The organism is Paenibacillus sp. Marseille-Q9583, assembly GCF_976954365.1.
In genome coordinates this window covers 82,980-100,957 of the sequence record NZ_CDRJTB010000014.1, presented here as the reverse complement: position 1 = coordinate 100,957, position 17,978 = coordinate 82,980, and the positions used below count along the sequence as shown (strand labels likewise).

Genomic DNA, 17,978 nt, shown 5'->3' with positions numbered 1-17,978 from the left:
AGTTAACCTCTGGTGTTGTAAGCTTATCATAGAAATCAACCGCTTTATCCTTATCCGCCGATGCGCGAAGCGCCATAGCCGAACGTGGATGCTCATCAAGCGTTCCAGTGATCATGTAAGGAATGATATAGCCCCACTCTTCTTTTTCACGTAAAGGAATCATCAGGCGTTCAATGATATCAATTACAGGGCGCAATGTGTAGCGTGTATTCTTCAAATGAGTCACTAGCAGCTCTGTAGGACAGTTCCCCGCAGCACGTCCCATTCCATAACAGGAAGCGTCCAGCAGTTCTACACCTTTCTCAGCAGCAATCAACGTATTGGAGAACGCGAGTTGAAGATTATTGTGGGTATGTACGCCCAGGCGTTTGTTTGGCAAATGAGTTTTGAACTTTTCAACTAAGTAATTGATGTCGTTGTGATCTAGACTACCGTATGAATCCACAATGTATACCACATCAACTACACTCTCACGAATCATTTCGAAAGCTTCTAATAATTCATTCTCCATTACATTCGACAAAGCCATAATATTGATCGTTGTCTCATAGCCTAGATCATGGAAGGTTTGTACCAGTTGTAAGGCTTTCTCCACATCTTTGCTATAACAAGCTACCCGAATCAGATCCAGCATACTTTCGCTGCGAGGTAAAATATCATTCTCATCCACACGACCGATATCAACCAAAGCGGAAAGCTTCGTATGTCCCTTTTGCGGGATAACTTTACGTAAGAAGTCATCGTTCAGAAAACGCCATGGTCCAGCACCTTCTGCTCCTTTGAGCAGTTTAGGGGAGTTTTTATAACCGATTTCCATATAGTCAACACCAGCCTCATTCAAGCCGGCATACAAATTTTGCACAAATTCCACGCTGAAATCCCAGTTGTTAACGAGCCCCCCATCGCGAATGGTGCAGTCAACAATTTTACATTGATTAGTCTTCATAATTATCTCCCTTCAATTCCTGCAATCATCGTAGCCGCTATTGCAATCATTATAACCGCTAGCATAGCTTTACTATGCAATTTATATCGTTCAATCATACTTTAATGAAGAATAAATTGTAAAGGTTATTTCACCTTTAACTCATAGATGTTATTATCACATTATGTCTGCGACAAATATCACAGTATACAAACACTTAAAAATGCTACATTACAACTAAACAGTTGAGATTGATTATCAGTCTCTTTTGGAGGGATTACAATAGCTACTTCTACCTGCTGTACCTTGCTACAACTACAACCTGGTTCTGCCGGCTGTATTCATAAAATAGAAGGAATGAACCCCGTTCTACGCCGTCGTCTTGCTGATCTCGGAGTGTCAGAGGGTGTGAACATCCGTCTTAAAGGAAAGGGACCTTTTTGGGGGCCGATTACGCTAGAATGTAACGGCCAGCTGTTCGCCATACGCCGCAAAGAAGCTTCTCTGATTGAGGTGAACGTATCTTGAGTTCTATAGCTCTTGTCGGCAATCCCAACACAGGTAAGACCTCTCTCTTCAATACATTAACGACTTCATACGAATATGTAGGTAACTGGTCAGGCGTTACGGTTGAGAAAAAGATCGGAAATCTGAAGAACGGGGCAGGCAAGCTCATTGATTTGCCCGGCATCTATTCACTTCACCCACTCTCCCGTGATGAAGGGGTCGCGGCCCAATATCTGATAGAAGAATCCCCAGAAGCATTAATCAATATCGTGGATGCATCCCAGCTGGAACGTAATCTGCTGCTTACGCTTCAACTACTTGAGTATGGCAAGCCTACTGTACTCGGTCTTAATATGATTGATGTCGCTAATGCGCGTGGTATTCGTATCAATCAAACCATTTTACAATCAAGATTGGGTGTCACCATCCTCCCACTTATAGCAAGAACCGGTAAAGGCAGCGTACAGATGCTCAGCATCCTCGAGGAGTCGTCAGCTATTCCTGCTGTAAAGTTCAAGCTGAATTATGGTGAGGTCGTCGAGCGAGCGATATCTTCTATAGAAAAGGAATTACGTTCTATAAAAGATCTGCCCAATCATCGTTGGGTCGCTCTACAGCTAATGGAGCAGAATCCGGTTATACTTCAGTTTCTGAAGTCGCGTATAGATGTTACGGGACTGCTAAATATCTGTGAGTCTTGTCAGAGTGAGCTACAAATCAAAAAACTCGCCCTGACACTCCCGCAATGGATTCGCTCGAACCGTATGGAGTATATTCGCAATATTTGTGTCGAAGTCCTTGATACGACAGCTCAGAAGCCCCATAACTTAACTGAAAGATTAGATTCGGTATTGACTCATCGCTTTTTGGGACTGCCCTTATTCATTTTCTTTATGTATGCTCTCTTTAAGACTACATTTGACTGGGTTGGCGGCCCCCTATCGGATATCCTAGATGGCCTGATATCCGGCCCTATTAGTGATGGAACGAACTCACTGCTTCAGACCATTGGAGCTTCAGGCTTCACGCATGCATTGATTGTGGATGGCATCATCGGCGGTGTAGGAGGCGTACTGGTCTTTGTTCCGCAAATCTTCATTCTCTTTCTGATCATTTCCTTCCTAGAGGATTCCGGATACATGGCAAGGGTCTGCTTGCTGATGGACAGCACCATGGAACGAATGGGACTGAACGGAAAAGCATTCATTCCATTTATCATTGGTTTTGGTTGCAATGTACCGGCCATTATGGCGGCGCGAAGCATCGAACAGCCCAAAGACCGCATGCTGACAACCCTGTTAATGCCGCTGATGTCTTGTTCTGCAAGATTACCTGTTTATGCATTATTCGCAGTTGTATTCTTCCCTGAGCAACAAGCGTTTGCCGTTCTCTCTATGTATGTTATGGGTATTGTTTTTGCCCTAATCCTTTGTAAGGTATTCTCTAAATACTTATTCAAAAATGAATCCTCCGTCTTCATCATCGAACTTCCTCCTTACCGTATGCCGCAGATCAAAACCTTATCGCGCAGCACTTGGGAGAAGGGCAAAGGGTTCCTTCGTAAAGCGGGAACGATTATTCTAGCTGGATCAGCCATTATTTGGTTTATGTCTTATGCTGGTCCTGGCGGATTTGATGTAGAAATGGATCATAGCTATCTAGCTAAATTCGGAGGCATGATTGCACCACTACTGGAACCGCTTGGTTTCGGAACGTGGCAGGCTGGCTCTACCTTGGTCCCAGGATTTTTAGCGAAAGAGGTTGTTGTGTCTACGATGAATATCATCTATCACGCACCAGATACCGCTGGATTAGAGAATCAAATTTCACAAGTCTTTACACCGCTGAGTGCAATTAGCTTTATGGCCTTTATCCTGTTATATATTCCTTGTCTGGCCACTGTAGGGGTTATCAAAAAAGAAACAGCCTCTTGGAAATGGACTTTCTTCTCCATTGGCTATTCTCTTACTCTGGCATATATCGTATCTTTTGTTATTTTCCAAGGTGGGCGATTATTAGGCTGGTCATAGAACTTGTAATTCGTTGATTCTCTTAAAGAAAGTGGGGCACCGTAATGATAAATGTTCTAATCGTCACTCTGATCTTCGGTTATTCAGGCTGGATCATCTATCGACATGTGCAAAAGGGCAAGCAAGGCGCTTGCGCTGGCTGTGATAAGGGCAAGACCTGTTCTGCAGCGTCTTTAGATTCTCCCCTCTCCTGCTGCTCAACACCTGTTAATAAGAAGAAGTAGGCTTGCCTAACCGTTATATGAAAGGGTTCATAGTTTAGCTTTCATTGCTTTCGGGTATGTTTCTTATAAGCAACTACAGACTATACCTAAGGAGGTAATCACTATGAACACAAAAAAAACATTTTTCACAACAGCCGCATTGGGCGTAGCCTATTTACTGAAGAATAAGGGAACTCGCGATAAAATAATGAACAGTATTCAATCCTTTACTTCTCAATTAAAGGCTAAAAAATCCAGTGGCAATATTTAATCTTCAACATTCTTACAAAAGCAAAGAAACCTCGCCTTAGGGAATGGTCGGTCTTCCATCCATTGTCCTAGGGCGAGGTTTCTTTTTGTTGATTATGAAGAGCTAATCATTCGCTTTCGCTGAGCAACCACTGAACTAATGTGCGAACCATGACTCCTGTACCGCCTCTAGGATTAACTCCACGTTCTTTAGAAAGAAATGCGGTTCCAGCAATATCTAGGTGTATCCACGGCAGACCTTCCGCAAACTCACCTACAAATAACCCAGCGGTAGTGGCTCCCCCGAATCTTCCTGCGGTGTTACGGATATCGGCCACTTCGCTCTTTAACATTTCGCGGAATTCCTGGTAAGCCGGAAGTTGCCATATTTTTTCACCCGAAACATTAGCTGCTATCATAAACTGCTCCATAAATTCCTCGTTGTTAGTAACAGCACCTGTAGCTATATCTCCTAATGTGGACAACACTGCACCTGTCAGCGTAGCGACATCAATAACACGTTTTGCTCCCCATTCCCGGGCATAGGTCAGCGCATCCCCAAGTACAAGTCTGCCTTCTGCATCGGTATTCAATACTTCTATGGTTCTTCCGCTCATTGATGTAATGATATCCCCGGGTTTAAAGGCATTAGCAGATGGCATATTCTCAGCGGATGGAATGACCATTACGACATTAATTCGTGGACGTAATCGGCCTAATGCCTCCATGACTCCAAGCACAGCCGCTGCGCCTCCCATATCACTGATTAACTCTTCCATGCCTGAGGCTCTTTTTAAGGAAATTCCCCCCGTATCAAAAGTAATCCCTTTACCGACCAGCCCCACTACATTATCCCAGTGCCCCGTTCCCTGGTAACGAATGACGATCATTCGAGGAGGGTTTACACTTCCTTTTCCGACTGCGAGCAATCCGCCCATTCCTTTTTGCTCAATTTCCCGTTCATCCAGCACTTCGGAAGGAAATCCATAACGTTCAGCAACTTCTATAGCGGCTATAGCTAGGTCAGACGGAGTCAGCAGATTGCCGGGCATATTCGTCAAGTTCCGTGCCAGATTCGTAGCCTCACCAAAAGCCAGCCCTCTCTGCATACCCAGATTCCAGTCACGCTCGAAAGTATCCGCTGGCTTCTTCTCGATAGTAAAAATAACCGAGTTTGGACCTGTATATTGAGATTGCTCCTGCTTATATGTGGGACGACGATAGGAACCAAGTGACAACCCCTCAGACAACGCATAGGCATTAGATACGATATCCTTATCTTCTGTTAGCTCCTGAACACCTTCAGGCAACTGAAACACTAGCTGTATTGCCTTCAATCGAAGTGCTGCACGTGCTATCTGAACCGCCATTTGACGTAGGTCTTCAGTACTAAGTAATTGGTCCCCTTTTCCAACTAAAATAGCTACAGGACAACCAGATGGATAATCTAATGGCAGTACATAAGTCTGATTCAGCTTCCCACTAAAGAGACCTGACTTTCCTAATAATCGAATTCTGTCATTCCACTTCTCTGAGAGGCCGCCATGTTGGGCTTCCGACTCAGAGATGATAAGAATAAGGGCATCACCCTGTATTTCATTAATAGCACTGCCACTATTAAATTCTATATTCATTGTGTCTACCTCCATTTGTCTCCCAAAACCAACCCCCATTGTAACATAAGCAAGGCCGATCTCTGCATCTGTATTATCCGCAGGGATCAGCCTCTTAAACACTTTATATTCTATTCGAATGTACTAATGGATTAATGGCAATGAGATTACAAAATGAGTACCTTCGTTAACTCTACTACTGACAGAGATACATCCGCCATGATTTTTAATGATTCGGTCACTCACGGATAGCCCAAGCCCAGTCCCATTCTCTTTTGTCGTAAAAAATGGATTGAATAACCTGTCCAGTGTACGGATATCCATGCCCTTACCGTTATCAGAAATGAACATACGGACCTCAGAACCCTCTCTGTGGGCTCCGACCTCTATTTTACCCATTAAACCATCTGCTCTATCCGCAACGGCCTCCATAGCGTTTCTAATCAGGTTAAGGACTACCTGTTTCATTTGTTTTACATCTCCAGAAATCATCATATCTCCCTCCTGAAATGGATGTAGATTGATCTGGCAACCTTTCATCAGGGCTTCGCTCTCTGTAAGCAGCACTACTTCCTTGAGTAAAGCTGACACAGGAATCATCCCCACTTGAGGAACTGACGGCTTGGAGGAAGTAAGGAATTCATGAATGATATCGTTCGCACGATCGATCTCCGCCAAGATTATCTTGCCGTATTCCTGCTTCCCAAGCTGCTGTAGATGCGGGTGAAGCAATTGAATAAATCCACGAATTGCAGTTAATGGATTGCGGATTTCATGTGCAATAGATGCAGATAATTTACCTAGCATAGCCAAACTATCGTTCTGGTAAGCCGTTTGCTCAATCAACTTATAATCGGAGATTTCTTTAACTGTAAACAAATAACAACCCTTCATTTGCTCTCCACAGCATAATGTAACCTTCCAGTAACGGCCATACTCGTCTAAAAATTCATAATTTGATTTTCCTTTGTATACCATCTCTCTATAGCTTTGCAGTACTTGCTTTTTCTTAAAGCGGCTTAGTCTAACGTTAGATAATAGGTGTGATATTGTACAGCCGACAAGGGAGTGACGGGTTAATTCTAGCATCCCGTACATTTGCTTATTCACAAAACTTATAACTCCCTCTTCATCAAAAAGCATGATTCCGCTGTCAATATTCTCTAGTACATCCTCGTATGTAGTATCCACAGGCCCTGACTGATAGGTTCTTCCCGGTAATAGAAGACTTTCTTGATATTGGCTAATCACGATACGAAGTTCCCCCTTTTACTGCATTTGACGAAGACGCTAAAGCGACATCAAATTACTATGTATTTGAGTATATGACGAAGCCGCCAGAACATTCGGTAATCGTTGCACTTTTTCCAACCGGTTCAATTATATTCCAATCATATCCAAGTGAAGTAGACAACGCAATCAGAGAAACTGTCGAATGATAAAAAAATTCATAAAATGATTCCAAAGACATATAAAAAATCACATCAAATTATATTTATTACTATTAATTCGTTCAATTGATTTAAACACGTTTAAAAAAATTTAGAAAAAGCTAAAAGCCCTCGCAGTAGCGAAGGCCTTGATAGAGAAATGGGTCTGACCCAAATTGTAAATAATCTTACGCTTTCTGTTGCAGACGAAGGCGTCTTTGACTCATCACAGCTAATCTTTTCTTCAATTCCCGTTCCCACTTCGTATCCTCAATCTGTTTGGCTACAGCAAGCAGGTCAAGCGCCATATCGATCTGACTCCGCACAATAGCTAGAGGCTCTTCACTCTCGATGTTAATGACATTCTCGAATATTGCAGTTTCGTCTTCCATGACATAGTCCTGAAAATCCACATCAGTAACACCGTCTCCATGTGCGTATTCCGCCAAGATCTCATACTCATTCTCGACCTTATAGTGAACCTCTACACGATGACATACTGGACAAAAAAGCAGGGGAACATTATGGACTTGCGTGCGATAATGTTTAAGGGTTCCCTTTGTTCCTACCATACTCGCTCCACAGCAGAAGCTCATATTTGTTCACCCTCCTTAGAATAACTAACCCATTTGAGTTTTTATTATTGTATTACATTACCCCAATGGAGATTCCTCCACTCGAGGACATAATATAACTTTTCACGCCTATTTTCAAATCCATTTTTTATTTAAGACTTTTTTGGAGCAAAAAACCTCCTTACAGAAAAAGCTTCTGCAAGGAGGTCCAAATCAGAATATCAAAGATCAGATAATAGCAGAACAACATTTAAAGGTTTCTGTCACCTGGTTTCCAGTTCATTGGGCATAAGCCACCAGATTGCAGGGCTTGAAGGACACGAAGTGTTTCTTCTACGCTGCGACCTACATCATTGTGATTAACGACTTGATATTTCAATTCACCTTCAGGATCAATGATGAACAATCCACGCAATGCAATACCTTCTTCTTCAATCAGAATGCCGTAGTCTTTAGCAACTTGTTTAGTAATATCAGCAGCAAGCGGGAAATTCAAACGGCCAAGACCATTGGAATCCTTAGGTGTGTTGATCCATGCTTTGTGGCTGTGGATCGAATCTATACTTGCGCCGAGAATTTCTGTATCAAGCGCTTCGAACTGCGCAGCAGCATCACTAAGAGCTGTGATTTCAGTCGGACATACAAAAGTGAAATCCAGAGGATAAAAGAAGAATACCAGCCATTTGCCACGATAGTCGGACAGACTTACTTTACCAAAATCTTTACCATCACCTGATACGGTTTGCATAGTAAAGTCTGGAGCTGGTTTACCTACTAAACGTTCAGCCATTGCCAAAATCCTCCTTTGATTATGTAAGAAACTAACCATTTCTTGTCGTGATATGCTGGAATAATTTACATCTTGTCTACATATCAAATGGTATCATCGCACAAAATCAAAGTCAATCTTAGGCAAATTTCTCTTTAATCGTAATTACAAATTAGATCTTATTACGCTTTGCGGATTGCTGCTACGATCAGGTCGCCCATTTCAGATGTACTAAGCGCTTTGCTCTTATCTACGGCAATATCACTTGTACGGTGTCCTGCATCCAATACTTCAGCCACTGCAGCCTCTATCGCAGCAGCCGCGTCCTCATAACCAAAGGTTAAACGGTACATCAGTGCTAAGGATAAAATTGTTGCAATCGGGTTTGCAAGCCCTTGTCCGGCAATATCAGGTGCGGAGCCGTGAACGGGCTCGTAGAGACCATAGTTACCATCGCCCATCGAAGCTGAAGCAAGCATACCGATAGAGCCTGTCAACATCGCAGCCTCATCGCTCAGGATGTCACCAAACATGTTCTCAGTAACGATAACATCAAAGCTGGATGGACGGCGCAGCAGCTGCATTGCGCAGTTATCAACGAGCACGTGCTCTACTTCTACCTCAGGATATTCTGGAGCAATCTTATTTACGACCTCACGCCATAAACGTGAAGTTTCAAGTACATTCGCTTTATCAACACTTGCCAGCTTATTCCGACGCTTGCCAGCAATCTCAAAAGCCTGACGCACAATTCGTTCCACTTCCATTACGTTATATACACAGGTATCCACTGCTTCTTCACCATGTTCACCTTGACGACGAAGTTTATCTCCGAAATAAATTCCACCAGTCAGCTCACGAACGACCATAAGATCGGTTCCTTCCAGCACTTCTGGCTTCAATGTCGAAGCATCCTTAAGGCAATCGAATACGACTGCTGGACGTAAGTTTGAGAACAATCCAAGCGCTTTACGAATGCCAAGCAATCCGGTTTCAGGACGAAGCTCCTTAGAATTGTTATCCCACTTCGGTCCGCCTACAGCGCCCAGTAATACGGCGTCAGCACTGCGACAGATTTCCAGTGTATCTTCCGGCAGCGGTGTGCCTCTTTCGTCTATAGCAATGCCTCCAAATAGAGCGTGCTCCGTTTCAAAAGCATAACCAAATACTTCTTCCGTTCTTTTCAATACTTTTTCTGCTTCTGCTACTACTTCAGGTCCAATACCGTCCCCTGCGATTACGGCGATTTTTTTAACCTCACTCATCTCAGTCACTCCTCAAGTGGTCTGCTCTAACAGACATAGTTCTTCTTTATATTGTTGTATCATACCCAGTCGTAAAGGACAAAGATATAGATTCTATTGAGCTGATAGGCATAGCCTATAATTCAATGAGATAAGACAACTTATCCAAATTGCCGCTTCATATTTGCTCTTATTTCTGAAGATGTTTACAATTAAGTTGAAATCATCTACCTAAGGAGTGAATGCGAAGTGCAATATGCTAAGCTTGGTAAATCCGGTATGAAGGTCAGTCGGCTATGTCTTGGAACAATGAACTTCGGCCCACAAACAGATGAACAAGAAGCCTTCCGTATTATGGACGCTGCACTCGACGCAGGTGTTAATTTTTTTGATACCGCTAACATTTATGGTTGGGGTGAGAATTCCGGTTTAACAGAAACGATTATTGGTCGTTGGTTTAAGCAAGGTGGTGGGCGACGTGAAAAGGTCGTGTTAGCTACCAAGGTATACGGTGCAATGAGCGATAAGCTCGATGGCCCTAATGATGAGGGTGGACTATCATCTTATATTATACGCCGCCATCTAGAGGGGTCTCTGCAGCGTCTCCAGACCGATCATATTGAATTGTACCAGATGCATCATGTTGACCGTAGTGTCTCTTGGGACGAGCTGTGGGGGGCTTTCGAGCTTGCTGTAAACCAAGGAAAGATTGGTTATGTCGGCTCCAGTAACTTTGCGGGATGGGATATCGCTGTGGCCCAACAAGAAGCGAAGGCACGTGGCTTTTTAGGTTTGATTTCTGAGCAGCATAAATACAGCCTCACCTGTCGCCTTCCTGAACTTGAAGTATTACCCTCCTCTCTCCATCATGGATTAGGCGTTATTCCTTGGAGCCCACTGGATGGAGGTCTTCTTGGACGCAATGCACTTAAGAAAATAGAAGGCAGCCGCAGTGGAGGAAATGCTGAGCGCGTAGAGCAATACAAAGATCAGCTTGAGGCTTTTGCAAGCTTATGTATGGAGCTTGGGGAACCACAAGATAATGTAGCACTAGCATGGTTATTAGCCAATCCTGCTGTAACCGCACCAATTATTGGACCACGCACACTAGAGCAATTCGAGAGTGCACTGCGCAGTCTTGAGATTGTGCTAGACGAGTCAGTACTTAAACGGCTGGATGAGATCTTCCCAGGACCGGGCGGGGAAGCTCCTAAAGCTTACGCTTGGTAGGTCTCTTATAATTTGAAAAAGGGAGTTAAGGCTTCAGCAGAGCCAATCGCTGAAGCCTTAACTCCCTTTTTTGTTCGTGCTTATTCAGCCGTGTCCACGGTCACGCTTCCATTACTCGTACTTAGGTCCACACTATGGGTTCCTTTACCGAGAGTGGCCGTGCCATAGCTGTCCCCATCTCGATTCCAGGGTACATTCCCCTTCAGCGAACCATTGCTGGTATCCGCTGTAATCTTCACATCGGAGACGGAAGGCAATCCCACCGTAATCTTTCCGTTACTAGACGAACATTTCCATTTTCCAGTCACTGCTGAATTAATAGTGATCTTGCCGTTGCTGCTCTTTGCGGTTAAAGCTCCATCTATATTGTCCAATGTAATAGCTCCATTAGAGCTTTTGAGCTGCGCTCCACCTTGGATGTTCTGAACCGTCAGAGATCCATTGCTGGTATGTGCCTCTACTCCGCCAGCCACATCATGAATATTTAAAACCCCGTTACTAGTATCAGCCACTAAGCCAGACTTTAAATCCCAGGCTTCTATTGACCCATCGCTAGTATCTACCTCAACAGCAAGGCTGCTAGGTACACTTACATTTAAATAAGGGCTTTTAGTATTAAATCCAAACTGAATATTAGAGAACCAATTATGATCTGTATCCAGCTCCATAATCATTGTATCTCCCTCAGTTTTAACTTTCCATTTCTTTTCCAGCGCACTAGCAGCTTCACTTTGCGATTTTCCAGGTAAGAGTAAGCTTCCCTCATAATCCAATGCGCTTCCATCTATTCCCTCGACCTTTACTTTTCCACTTGGAAGCACGATTTTCAACGTCGTAATATTGTCTTTCACTTCGACATTCCCACTTAGAGGAGTCAAATGTGTATTTCCGATTAGACTGCTAAGTGAGCCGCCGGCCATTACTGACTGAGCACCGCTTGCTCCAACCAACAGGATAATCAAAAGGATTGCCCAACCGCTCACACGACTTTTGGCATCGGATTTGATAAACAATCTTAGCAACATCTCGAGTCCGAACAAGATCAACAGTGCTGGCCATAAATAACCAAGCACTTCATAGCTGATCATATTATACTGAGCCATCACAATAATGACACCAAGTGCAATGCAGCCTATAGCTGCAGTGAAGCTCCCGATTTTCCATCTCCCCATAGTCAAATCCCCGTTTCTTACGCTCTCGTATTGTTTCTTAGCATCTTCAGACCGTACGCAATCAGACCCAGTGATAACAAGATCGTACCAATGTTAATCTCGATTAACATTCTCCAAAGCGTCGGAAATGCTGAAATCACCAGCATAAGGAACCCAGCAACAACACATCCGACACCGACCCAAGCCGGATTCACATCTTCATGTGGGTAACCCGGCATAGAGGATATTCCCATCGTCCAAGGTTCTCCGAAGCTGTCAGGATGAAACATCATACGCTCATGTTCGGCTGCAGTTATTTTCATCCAAGCCGCTTTCTGCAGAGCATCAAACAATTGGTAAAACCATAGTGCAGCTAGCGCAAAAGGGAAGATCATGGGCTCGGACGGTATAAACATAATACATAAGGAAGCCCCGATCATAAACTGCAGCCCCTGCTTTTTGAAGCCTAAGTATAAATGGCCTACACCAGGAACCATAGCTAACATAAAAGTGAGCCAACGTCTCTTCTTAATCATAATACATCCTCCTAAATTTTGGATAGCATAAACTTTTTCGGTTTACCTGAATCCATCTATTATTTATAAATCTCTTTATGACTATTTTCTAAAACCACCAAACCATTGGGTCACCGAATTCGACACATGACCATTAATTTCAGTAATCCCATAAGCCAAATTCTCAAAAACTCCAAACTGTAACAATAAGAAGCTTAAGCAGGCAGCCACCGCATAATGCATCCAAGATGTTCTAGGAGCATAACGACGTCTTACGCTTGTCGCTTTAACCGCTCGCTCTCTGCGTCCTGTTTCGAGCTGTTCAATATGGGCCATAACACCTGCTGCGAGATCTGGAAAGTCCATCTGTTCATGCTGATATTCACTGTTCGTTTGCATTTCTGACCAAAGAGCGGACATTTCCTTAGCTTCCTCCAGCCACTGCGCGCAATCAGGACAGGATTGTATGTGCAACCGGATACTCAGCTCCATATCTGGAGACAGTAGGCCGTCAATGTAATGTGGCATCCATTCCTTCACTATTGCACAATTCATCGCAATTCCTCCCTTTGTCTACGCATCATCTGTCTGGCACGATAAAGCTGCGATTCGATAGTCTTAACGGAAACACCTTTTTGCTCCGCTATCTCTTGATAAGAATTTCGCTGAAAATAGTACAGCTGTACGACCGACCGGTACGGTTCCGCAAGGCTGTTCACATTCTCACCCAGCTCAGCTGATTGTTCCTGCTCTAGCACCTCTTGCTCTGGTGTTTGAGACGTTACCCAATCATTCTCAGTGTAATCAGCTGCACTCCGATGCCTCCACTCCCTATCATTGGCCCGTTTCCAGTCCAGACAGGTTCGATAGGCTATCCGATAAAGCCATGTCGAGAAGGTAGACTGTCCTCTGAAGGAGGGGAGCGCTTTGTATGCTTTTATAAAAACCTCTTGGGCCATATCTTTGGCCGATTCGGCTTCTCCAGTAATCTTGACGCACACTCTGTATACCATGCCTTGATAACGTGTCACCAAATGCCCAAAGTCCTGATGTTCACCGTTCAGCACAGCAGAAATCCATTCCGCCTCTTCCAGCTTTCTCCCCTCCTTCACCTACATAACGTTAGACGCCAGCCAATTCTAATCCCCTGCAACTTTTTTTTAATTTTTGAAATGTTTTTGGGAAAGGAATATATTGTTTTTTGTCGAATAATGTTTAATTACTATGACTAAAAGAAAACTCTTTCTAATTGAATCAAGACAAGCTCCTTACCTTAAAAGGCCAATGGGAGTTCTATCCTAATACGCTGCTTCCCACTTCAATAAAGAATCTCTAAACAAAGCTCCCCCTAAAACATATATACAAATCCCGGATCAGTGGAACGATGCCCTTCATAATGGCGAAAAATCTGCTTTTGGCTACGGCTCCTATCATTACGAATTCTTGTAGATAAAAACGAAAAGCAGTCTTATGGCATACTCATATCCGGGGTTCGGACTGCTTCGGAAATTTATATCAATGGTGAACTACAAGGAAATTCAGGTTCTCCATCTGCCACTTCTACTTCATGCAGTCTATGCAGCAATATTATATACCATTGGTCCGCGGCAAAAGATGTTGATCTATTTTTTTCTGTTGGTAATTTCCGCTATAACTACAGTACTCATTGATGATGACAAGCTTATCTACACCGGATTTGTTTCGGGCGCGAACGACTATGTAATGAAACCCATGAACGCTATGGAGCTAAGAGGACGGGTACGTTCCTTAACAGACTTAAAACAGTCCGTAAATGAACGGCTTCGTCTGGAAGCAGCGTATCTTCAAGCGCAAATACAACCACATTTCTTATTCAACACATTAAATTCTATATCTGCTCTGGCATCTTTTGATACACAGCGTATGAGTCACCTTATTGATGTCTTTAGCTCTTATTTACGCTTAAGCTTTAACTTCTTGAACGCTGAGTGATGATACCGATTGAATACGAGCTTGAGCTTGTCCGTGCCTATCTGTACATAGAGAAAGAGCGCTTTGAGGACAGGATGACCATCAACTGGGATTTAACAGAAAATCTACACTTTCAATATCCATCAAAGAACTAGCTGATGACATCGAGATTACAATCGCTGATAATGGTAAAGGTATGACTTCAGAGCAACTTCAGCAACTGCTGAGCAGTCAGTCTAATGTAACAAGAGGGATTGGATTTCTTAACATACATAAACGCTTGTTACGTGTCTATGCTAAGGGTTTGCAAATTTAAAAGCAAGGAAGGGCTAGATACTTCAGTAAGTTTCATAATCCCTTCTGAAAAAAGAAATATGAATCACAAAAATACCTAGTCACAGACAGACTATAATGAACCGAAAAATAAAGAAGAGTTTATTGTTTTTTGCTAAAAAATACTATATTGAGTGGTGAAATAACAATGATTCAAGCAGTATTGGTGGACGATGAACGCCTTGCTCTCGTAAAGTTAGAATTCATGTTAAAAGAAATGGAAGCTGTTCATATCATCGCGTCCTATACAGATCCTGTTCAAGCTATACAAGAAGCTCCAGCCTTGGAGCCTGACGTTATTTTTATTGATATTGAAATGCCTGAAGTGAGCGGACTTCAAGCTGCCGCAATTCTGCAAGAGGTCTATCCAAACGCTAATATCGTTTTCGTGACCGCGTATAACCAATATGCAGTGGAAGCCTTTGAGTTAAATGCGATTGATTATATTTTGAAGCCCGTGCGACATGACCGTTTATTCAAAACAGTACAACGCTTGGAGGACAGATTGAGGTTTGCACCAAAAAGCACAGAGGTAGCACATGAACTAACGATTCGTTGTTTTCAATCGCTGCGTTTTGAACGAGGAGGACAACCTTTAAATAATCTCCGTTGGAGAACTTCTAAGGCACAAGAATTGTTTGCTTTCTTGCTTCATAATCGCAATCGATTCGTCAGTAAAGATACCCTGATTGACCTACTGTGGCCAGATTTCAACCATAAAAAGGCTTCTACTCATCTCTACACAACCATTTATCAAGTACGACAATGTTTAAAGCAGAGTGAGGTAGATCTGCATATCAGCAACGTCAGTGGCGGGGAAGGGTATACGCTTGAGACCGGGCCGCTTCTAATCGATGCAGCCCAGTGGGAGCACAGCATTCTTGCACTCGAATCCATCGGAGAGGACAATTGTGCAGAACATCAAAGCTTATTTGAACTTTATTCAGGGGATTATTTTGGAGATTACGATTATTTGTGGGCGGAGGGCGAACGGCAACGTCTGCGCACCATTTGGCTACACCATGCTATGGGAATGGCCCAGTTCTATATCGACAACAACAGAGTTCCCGAAGCTGTCACTGTGTATCAAAAGGTAGTACAGCTTCAGCCCTATTTTGAACAAGGACATTTAGGATTGATGAAGGTCTACGACAGTATTGGGGAACGATCCGCAGTGGAAGAACAATACAAGAATCTGACGGAATTATTGAAAGGCGATCTAAGTATTGGTCTTCCTGCCGTTGTTCAAGATTGGTATGAACAATGGGAACTACATAACCTTAGAATACGCAGCAAGAAATAGTTTCTATTTATCAAAAAGACACCCGGATCTATTCGGGTGTCTTTGTTGTTACGATATATTAATTGCTGCGTTTGAAACAGCTAGTCAAACGAAGCTAGCGAATTATGCAAGATTGAACAAACTTGTCCGAAGCAAATTCAGACATTGTTCAATAAGCCGCAATTCTAACATGTTGTTGGCAGAGCTATGCCCTATTATCCTAGTTCCGGTTGATCTACGAAGGTAACAGCGGTATCTGAAGTGCTGTGCAATTCAAAGATGACAATCTCATTGTCGCCTTGTTTCAATAGAGGACCTGGCACATACATTGTTTTCTGTGGTCCGATATTCCAATAGCGACCAAGGTTGAATCCATTAATGAACACGACGCCTTTAGTCCATCCTTCCATGCTCAAGAACGTATCACAAGGTTCATCCACAACCAAGGTGCTGCGGAAGAAGCTAGGTTCCACTTGCCTGAATAAACCTTCAAACTGCAGACCAGATAAATCTGTTAATGGCAACGTATAAATCGTCCATTCCGACAGAAACTGCCGTCCATAACGTACCCCTTCAGTAATCCCTTTACAATCTCTCATAAAAGGACCATAGTTGACGCGTCCTAAATTCTCCACAAGTATACTAACCTGCAGCCCTTCGGCCGGAACCTCGAACTCTAATTTCACCTCTGGCTCTACACGATCTAAGGTTGCAGTGAGCTCTCCATTCAGAAAGACTAATGCACGATCATGTAAATCCTGGATGAAGAACTCATCTTTGGGGCGGGGTCCTGTAAGGAACGTACTATAATGTATAAAGCCATAATCCTGACCCAATTTCTCCATTGATTCAGGGTATGCAGAGTGAATGGGTGCAGAAATGAGATTCAAGTTTGCGGTAAGTGAAGTCTGCTCCTTCATCTCTACTCTCCCATATGCTCTCTTAGCGACAGGAGCTGGCAACTCAAGGGGTCCGAGATCTACATATTTGGAGATCACTTCACGAACTGCATAATATTTAGCTGTCGGCTCACCGGATTCACTCAGTAAGGAATCATAGTCATAACTAGTAATTGTTGGTTCATAGCTGTCAAAAGTATGTCTATTCGCTCCGTTGTAGAACCCAAAGTTGGTTCCACCATGGAACATATAGAAATTAACGGATGCGTCTAAACTAAGTATCTCATCCAATACCTTCGCTACATCCTCAGCCGGACGCGTATGATGCTCCTCACGCCAATGATCAAACCAACCGTTCCAGTATTCCATACACATGATTGGAGCCTCTGGTTGGTATTCACGGAGCTTGTTGAATGCTTCTACTGGACGTGATCCAAAGTTCACCGTCTCCAGCACACCTGGGACCATACCTCCCTGTAACATCGCGTCTTCAGGTCCATCGGAAGTGAATAGTAGTACATCTATCCCACGGGAAATCATGCTGTCTTTTAAATGAGTCAAATACCGCTTGTCATTGCCGTAACTTCCGTACTCATTCTCAATCTGCATAGCAATGATCGGGCCACCATTTGTACATAACAGTGGTTGTAATTTGGGAAGCAATACATCATAATACGCATCTACATGATCTAGAAATGGCTTATGGTAGCATCGAAGACGCATATCCGAATCAGCTAGCAACCAAGATGGCAGTCCACCAAATTCCCATTCTGCACAAATATAAGGTGCGGGACGAACGATGACATGCAGACCCAAATCTCCAGCCAATTCAATAAACCGGACTACATCTGCCATACCTTCAAACTGAAGTTGGCCTTTCTTCGGCTCGTGTAAATTCCATGCCACATAGGTTTCAACCGTATTGAAGCCGCAAGCTTTTAATTTGATAAGACGGTCTTCCCAATGTTCCGGCAGAGTCCGAAAATAATGGATGGCCCCTGAGATAAGCCGTATCGCCTGATCGTTATAATAAAAGGAAGATCCTGAATAATGAAAAGTTGCCATATTCTCAA

Annotated in this window: 19 protein-coding genes; 8 read left to right on the top strand and 11 right to left on the bottom strand. The window is 43.3% G+C overall.

Going from position 1 to position 17,978, the window contains the following annotated elements; genetic code table 11:
• Positions 1-946, bottom strand: a 946-nt coding sequence (locus ACWNM1_RS09510; protein ID WP_449600793.1) for an aldolase catalytic domain-containing protein, incomplete at its 3' end; no start/stop codon positions are given.
• Between the two features lie 285 nt (positions 947-1,231).
• Between ACWNM1_RS09510 and ACWNM1_RS09505 the strand changes: the two genes are divergently transcribed.
• The 4 genes from ACWNM1_RS09505 to ACWNM1_RS09490 all read left to right on the top strand — a co-directional run bounded on the left by ACWNM1_RS09505 (position 1,232) and on the right by ACWNM1_RS09490 (position 3,936).
• Positions 1,232-1,453, top strand: a complete 222-nt coding sequence (locus ACWNM1_RS09505) for a FeoA family protein (protein WP_042125136.1) — start codon at positions 1,232-1,234, stop codon at positions 1,451-1,453.
• Positions 1,450-3,462, top strand: coding sequence for a ferrous iron transport protein B (gene feoB, locus ACWNM1_RS09500; protein ID WP_449600792.1), 2,013 nt, complete (start codon positions 1,450-1,452; stop codon positions 3,460-3,462). Before ACWNM1_RS09505 ends, feoB begins: the two co-directional genes overlap by 4 nt.
• 44 nt (positions 3,463-3,506) lie before the next feature.
• A complete protein-coding gene (locus tag ACWNM1_RS09495; RefSeq protein WP_076286329.1) occupies positions 3,507-3,686 on the top strand; it encodes a FeoB-associated Cys-rich membrane protein in 180 nt (59 codons plus the stop codon).
• Positions 3,687-3,789: 103 nt separating this feature from the next.
• On the top strand, positions 3,790-3,936 hold the full coding sequence (locus tag ACWNM1_RS09490; protein WP_449600791.1) for a hypothetical protein: 147 nt from the start codon (positions 3,790-3,792) through the stop codon (positions 3,934-3,936).
• Positions 3,937-4,042: 106 nt separating this feature from the next.
• Here ACWNM1_RS09490 and ACWNM1_RS09485 read toward each other — a convergent pair whose 3' ends face one another.
• The 5 genes from ACWNM1_RS09485 to leuB form a co-directional block, all read right to left on the bottom strand.
• Positions 4,043-5,548 (bottom strand): leucyl aminopeptidase, encoded by a 1,506-nt coding sequence (locus ACWNM1_RS09485; RefSeq protein WP_449600790.1) that lies wholly within the window; start codon positions 5,546-5,548, stop codon positions 4,043-4,045.
• A 123-nt stretch (positions 5,549-5,671) separates the two neighbouring features.
• Complete coding sequence (locus tag ACWNM1_RS09480; RefSeq protein WP_449600789.1) at positions 5,672-6,778, bottom strand: ATP-binding protein; 1,107 nt, start codon at positions 6,776-6,778, stop codon at positions 5,672-5,674.
• A gap of 367 nt (positions 6,779-7,145) precedes the next feature.
• Positions 7,146-7,553, bottom strand: a complete 408-nt coding sequence (locus ACWNM1_RS09475) for a hypothetical protein (protein ID WP_042125131.1) — start codon at positions 7,551-7,553, stop codon at positions 7,146-7,148.
• 229 nt (positions 7,554-7,782) lie between these two features.
• Positions 7,783-8,322 (bottom strand): peroxiredoxin, encoded by a 540-nt coding sequence (locus tag ACWNM1_RS09470; RefSeq protein WP_449600788.1) that lies wholly within the window; start codon positions 8,320-8,322, stop codon positions 7,783-7,785.
• A 161-nt stretch (positions 8,323-8,483) separates the two neighbouring features.
• Entirely contained in the window at positions 8,484-9,566 is a 1,083-nt protein-coding gene (leuB, locus tag ACWNM1_RS09465; protein ID WP_449600787.1) for a 3-isopropylmalate dehydrogenase, read from the bottom strand.
• 228 nt (positions 9,567-9,794) lie between these two features.
• Here leuB and ACWNM1_RS09460 point away from each other — a divergent pair, with 228 nt between their 5' ends.
• Positions 9,795-10,775, top strand: a complete 981-nt coding sequence (locus tag ACWNM1_RS09460) for an aldo/keto reductase (RefSeq protein WP_042125126.1) — start codon at positions 9,795-9,797, stop codon at positions 10,773-10,775.
• An 80-nt stretch (positions 10,776-10,855) separates the two neighbouring features.
• Here ACWNM1_RS09460 and ACWNM1_RS09455 read toward each other — a convergent pair whose 3' ends face one another.
• The 4 genes from ACWNM1_RS09455 to ACWNM1_RS09440 form a co-directional block, all read right to left on the bottom strand.
• Positions 10,856-11,947 carry a DUF4097 family beta strand repeat-containing protein gene (locus ACWNM1_RS09455; RefSeq protein ID WP_341147353.1) on the bottom strand — a complete coding sequence of 364 codons (1,092 nt, stop codon included), beginning with the start codon at positions 11,945-11,947 and terminating at the stop codon, positions 10,856-10,858.
• Positions 11,948-11,964: 17 nt separating this feature from the next.
• Positions 11,965-12,462, bottom strand: a complete 498-nt coding sequence (locus ACWNM1_RS09450) for a hypothetical protein (protein WP_341147352.1) — start codon at positions 12,460-12,462, stop codon at positions 11,965-11,967.
• Between the two features lie 81 nt (positions 12,463-12,543).
• Complete coding sequence (locus ACWNM1_RS09445; protein WP_341147351.1) at positions 12,544-12,996, bottom strand: anti-sigma factor family protein; 453 nt, start codon at positions 12,994-12,996, stop codon at positions 12,544-12,546.
• Positions 12,993-13,553: an RNA polymerase sigma factor gene (locus ACWNM1_RS09440; RefSeq protein WP_449600786.1), complete on the bottom strand. Its 561-nt coding sequence runs from the start codon at positions 13,551-13,553 to the stop codon at positions 12,993-12,995. Before ACWNM1_RS09440 ends, ACWNM1_RS09445 begins: the two co-directional genes overlap by 4 nt.
• 406 nt (positions 13,554-13,959) lie before the next feature.
• On the opposite strand from ACWNM1_RS09440, the gene ACWNM1_RS09435 reads away from it, so the two are divergent.
• The 3 genes from ACWNM1_RS09435 to ACWNM1_RS09425 all read left to right on the top strand — a co-directional run bounded on the left by ACWNM1_RS09435 (position 13,960) and on the right by ACWNM1_RS09425 (position 16,027).
• On the top strand, positions 13,960-14,412 hold the full coding sequence (locus ACWNM1_RS09435) for a histidine kinase (protein WP_449600785.1): 453 nt from the start codon (positions 13,960-13,962) through the stop codon (positions 14,410-14,412).
• A gap of 85 nt (positions 14,413-14,497) precedes the next feature.
• Positions 14,498-14,707: an ATP-binding protein gene (locus ACWNM1_RS09430; protein WP_449600796.1), complete on the top strand. Its 210-nt coding sequence runs from the start codon at positions 14,498-14,500 to the stop codon at positions 14,705-14,707.
• A gap of 165 nt (positions 14,708-14,872) precedes the next feature.
• Positions 14,873-16,027 carry a response regulator gene (locus ACWNM1_RS09425; RefSeq protein ID WP_449600784.1) on the top strand — a complete coding sequence of 385 codons (1,155 nt, stop codon included), beginning with the start codon at positions 14,873-14,875 and terminating at the stop codon, positions 16,025-16,027.
• A 194-nt stretch (positions 16,028-16,221) separates the two neighbouring features.
• On the opposite strand, the gene ACWNM1_RS09420 is transcribed toward ACWNM1_RS09425, so the two are convergent.
• Positions 16,222-17,970, bottom strand: a complete 1,749-nt coding sequence (locus ACWNM1_RS09420) for a glycoside hydrolase family 35 protein (protein ID WP_449600783.1) — start codon at positions 17,968-17,970, stop codon at positions 16,222-16,224.
• Positions 17,971-17,978 lie beyond the last annotated feature (8 nt).

Excerpts from the sequence above, each read along its gene's own strand:
- ACWNM1_RS09495 (WP_076286329.1), top strand. The coding sequence starts at position 3,507 with ATGATAAATGTTCTAATCGTCACTCTGATCTTCGGTTATTCAGGCTGG.
- ACWNM1_RS09490 (WP_449600791.1), top strand. The coding sequence starts at position 3,790 with ATGAACACAAAAAAAACATTTTTCACAACAGCCGCATTGGGCGTAGCC.
- ACWNM1_RS09485 (WP_449600790.1), bottom strand. The coding sequence starts at position 5,548 with ATGAATATAGAATTTAATAGTGGCAGTGCTATTAATGAAATACAGGGT.
- ACWNM1_RS09475 (WP_042125131.1), bottom strand. The coding sequence starts at position 7,553 with ATGAGCTTCTGCTGTGGAGCGAGTATGGTAGGAACAAAGGGAACCCTT.
- ACWNM1_RS09470 (WP_449600788.1), bottom strand. The coding sequence starts at position 8,322 with ATGGCTGAACGTTTAGTAGGTAAACCAGCTCCAGACTTTACTATGCAA.
- leuB (WP_449600787.1), bottom strand. The coding sequence starts at position 9,566 with ATGAGTGAGGTTAAAAAAATCGCCGTAATCGCAGGGGACGGTATTGGA.
- ACWNM1_RS09455 (WP_341147353.1), bottom strand. The coding sequence starts at position 11,947 with ATGGGGAGATGGAAAATCGGGAGCTTCACTGCAGCTATAGGCTGCATT.
- ACWNM1_RS09450 (WP_341147352.1), bottom strand. The coding sequence starts at position 12,462 with ATGATTAAGAAGAGACGTTGGCTCACTTTTATGTTAGCTATGGTTCCT.
- ACWNM1_RS09445 (WP_341147351.1), bottom strand. The coding sequence starts at position 12,996 with ATGAATTGTGCAATAGTGAAGGAATGGATGCCACATTACATTGACGGC.
- ACWNM1_RS09435 (WP_449600785.1), top strand. The coding sequence starts at position 13,960 with ATGGTGAACTACAAGGAAATTCAGGTTCTCCATCTGCCACTTCTACTT.
- ACWNM1_RS09425 (WP_449600784.1), top strand. The coding sequence starts at position 14,873 with ATGATTCAAGCAGTATTGGTGGACGATGAACGCCTTGCTCTCGTAAAG.
- ACWNM1_RS09420 (WP_449600783.1), bottom strand. The coding sequence starts at position 17,970 with ATGGCAACTTTTCATTATTCAGGATCTTCCTTTTATTATAACGATCAG.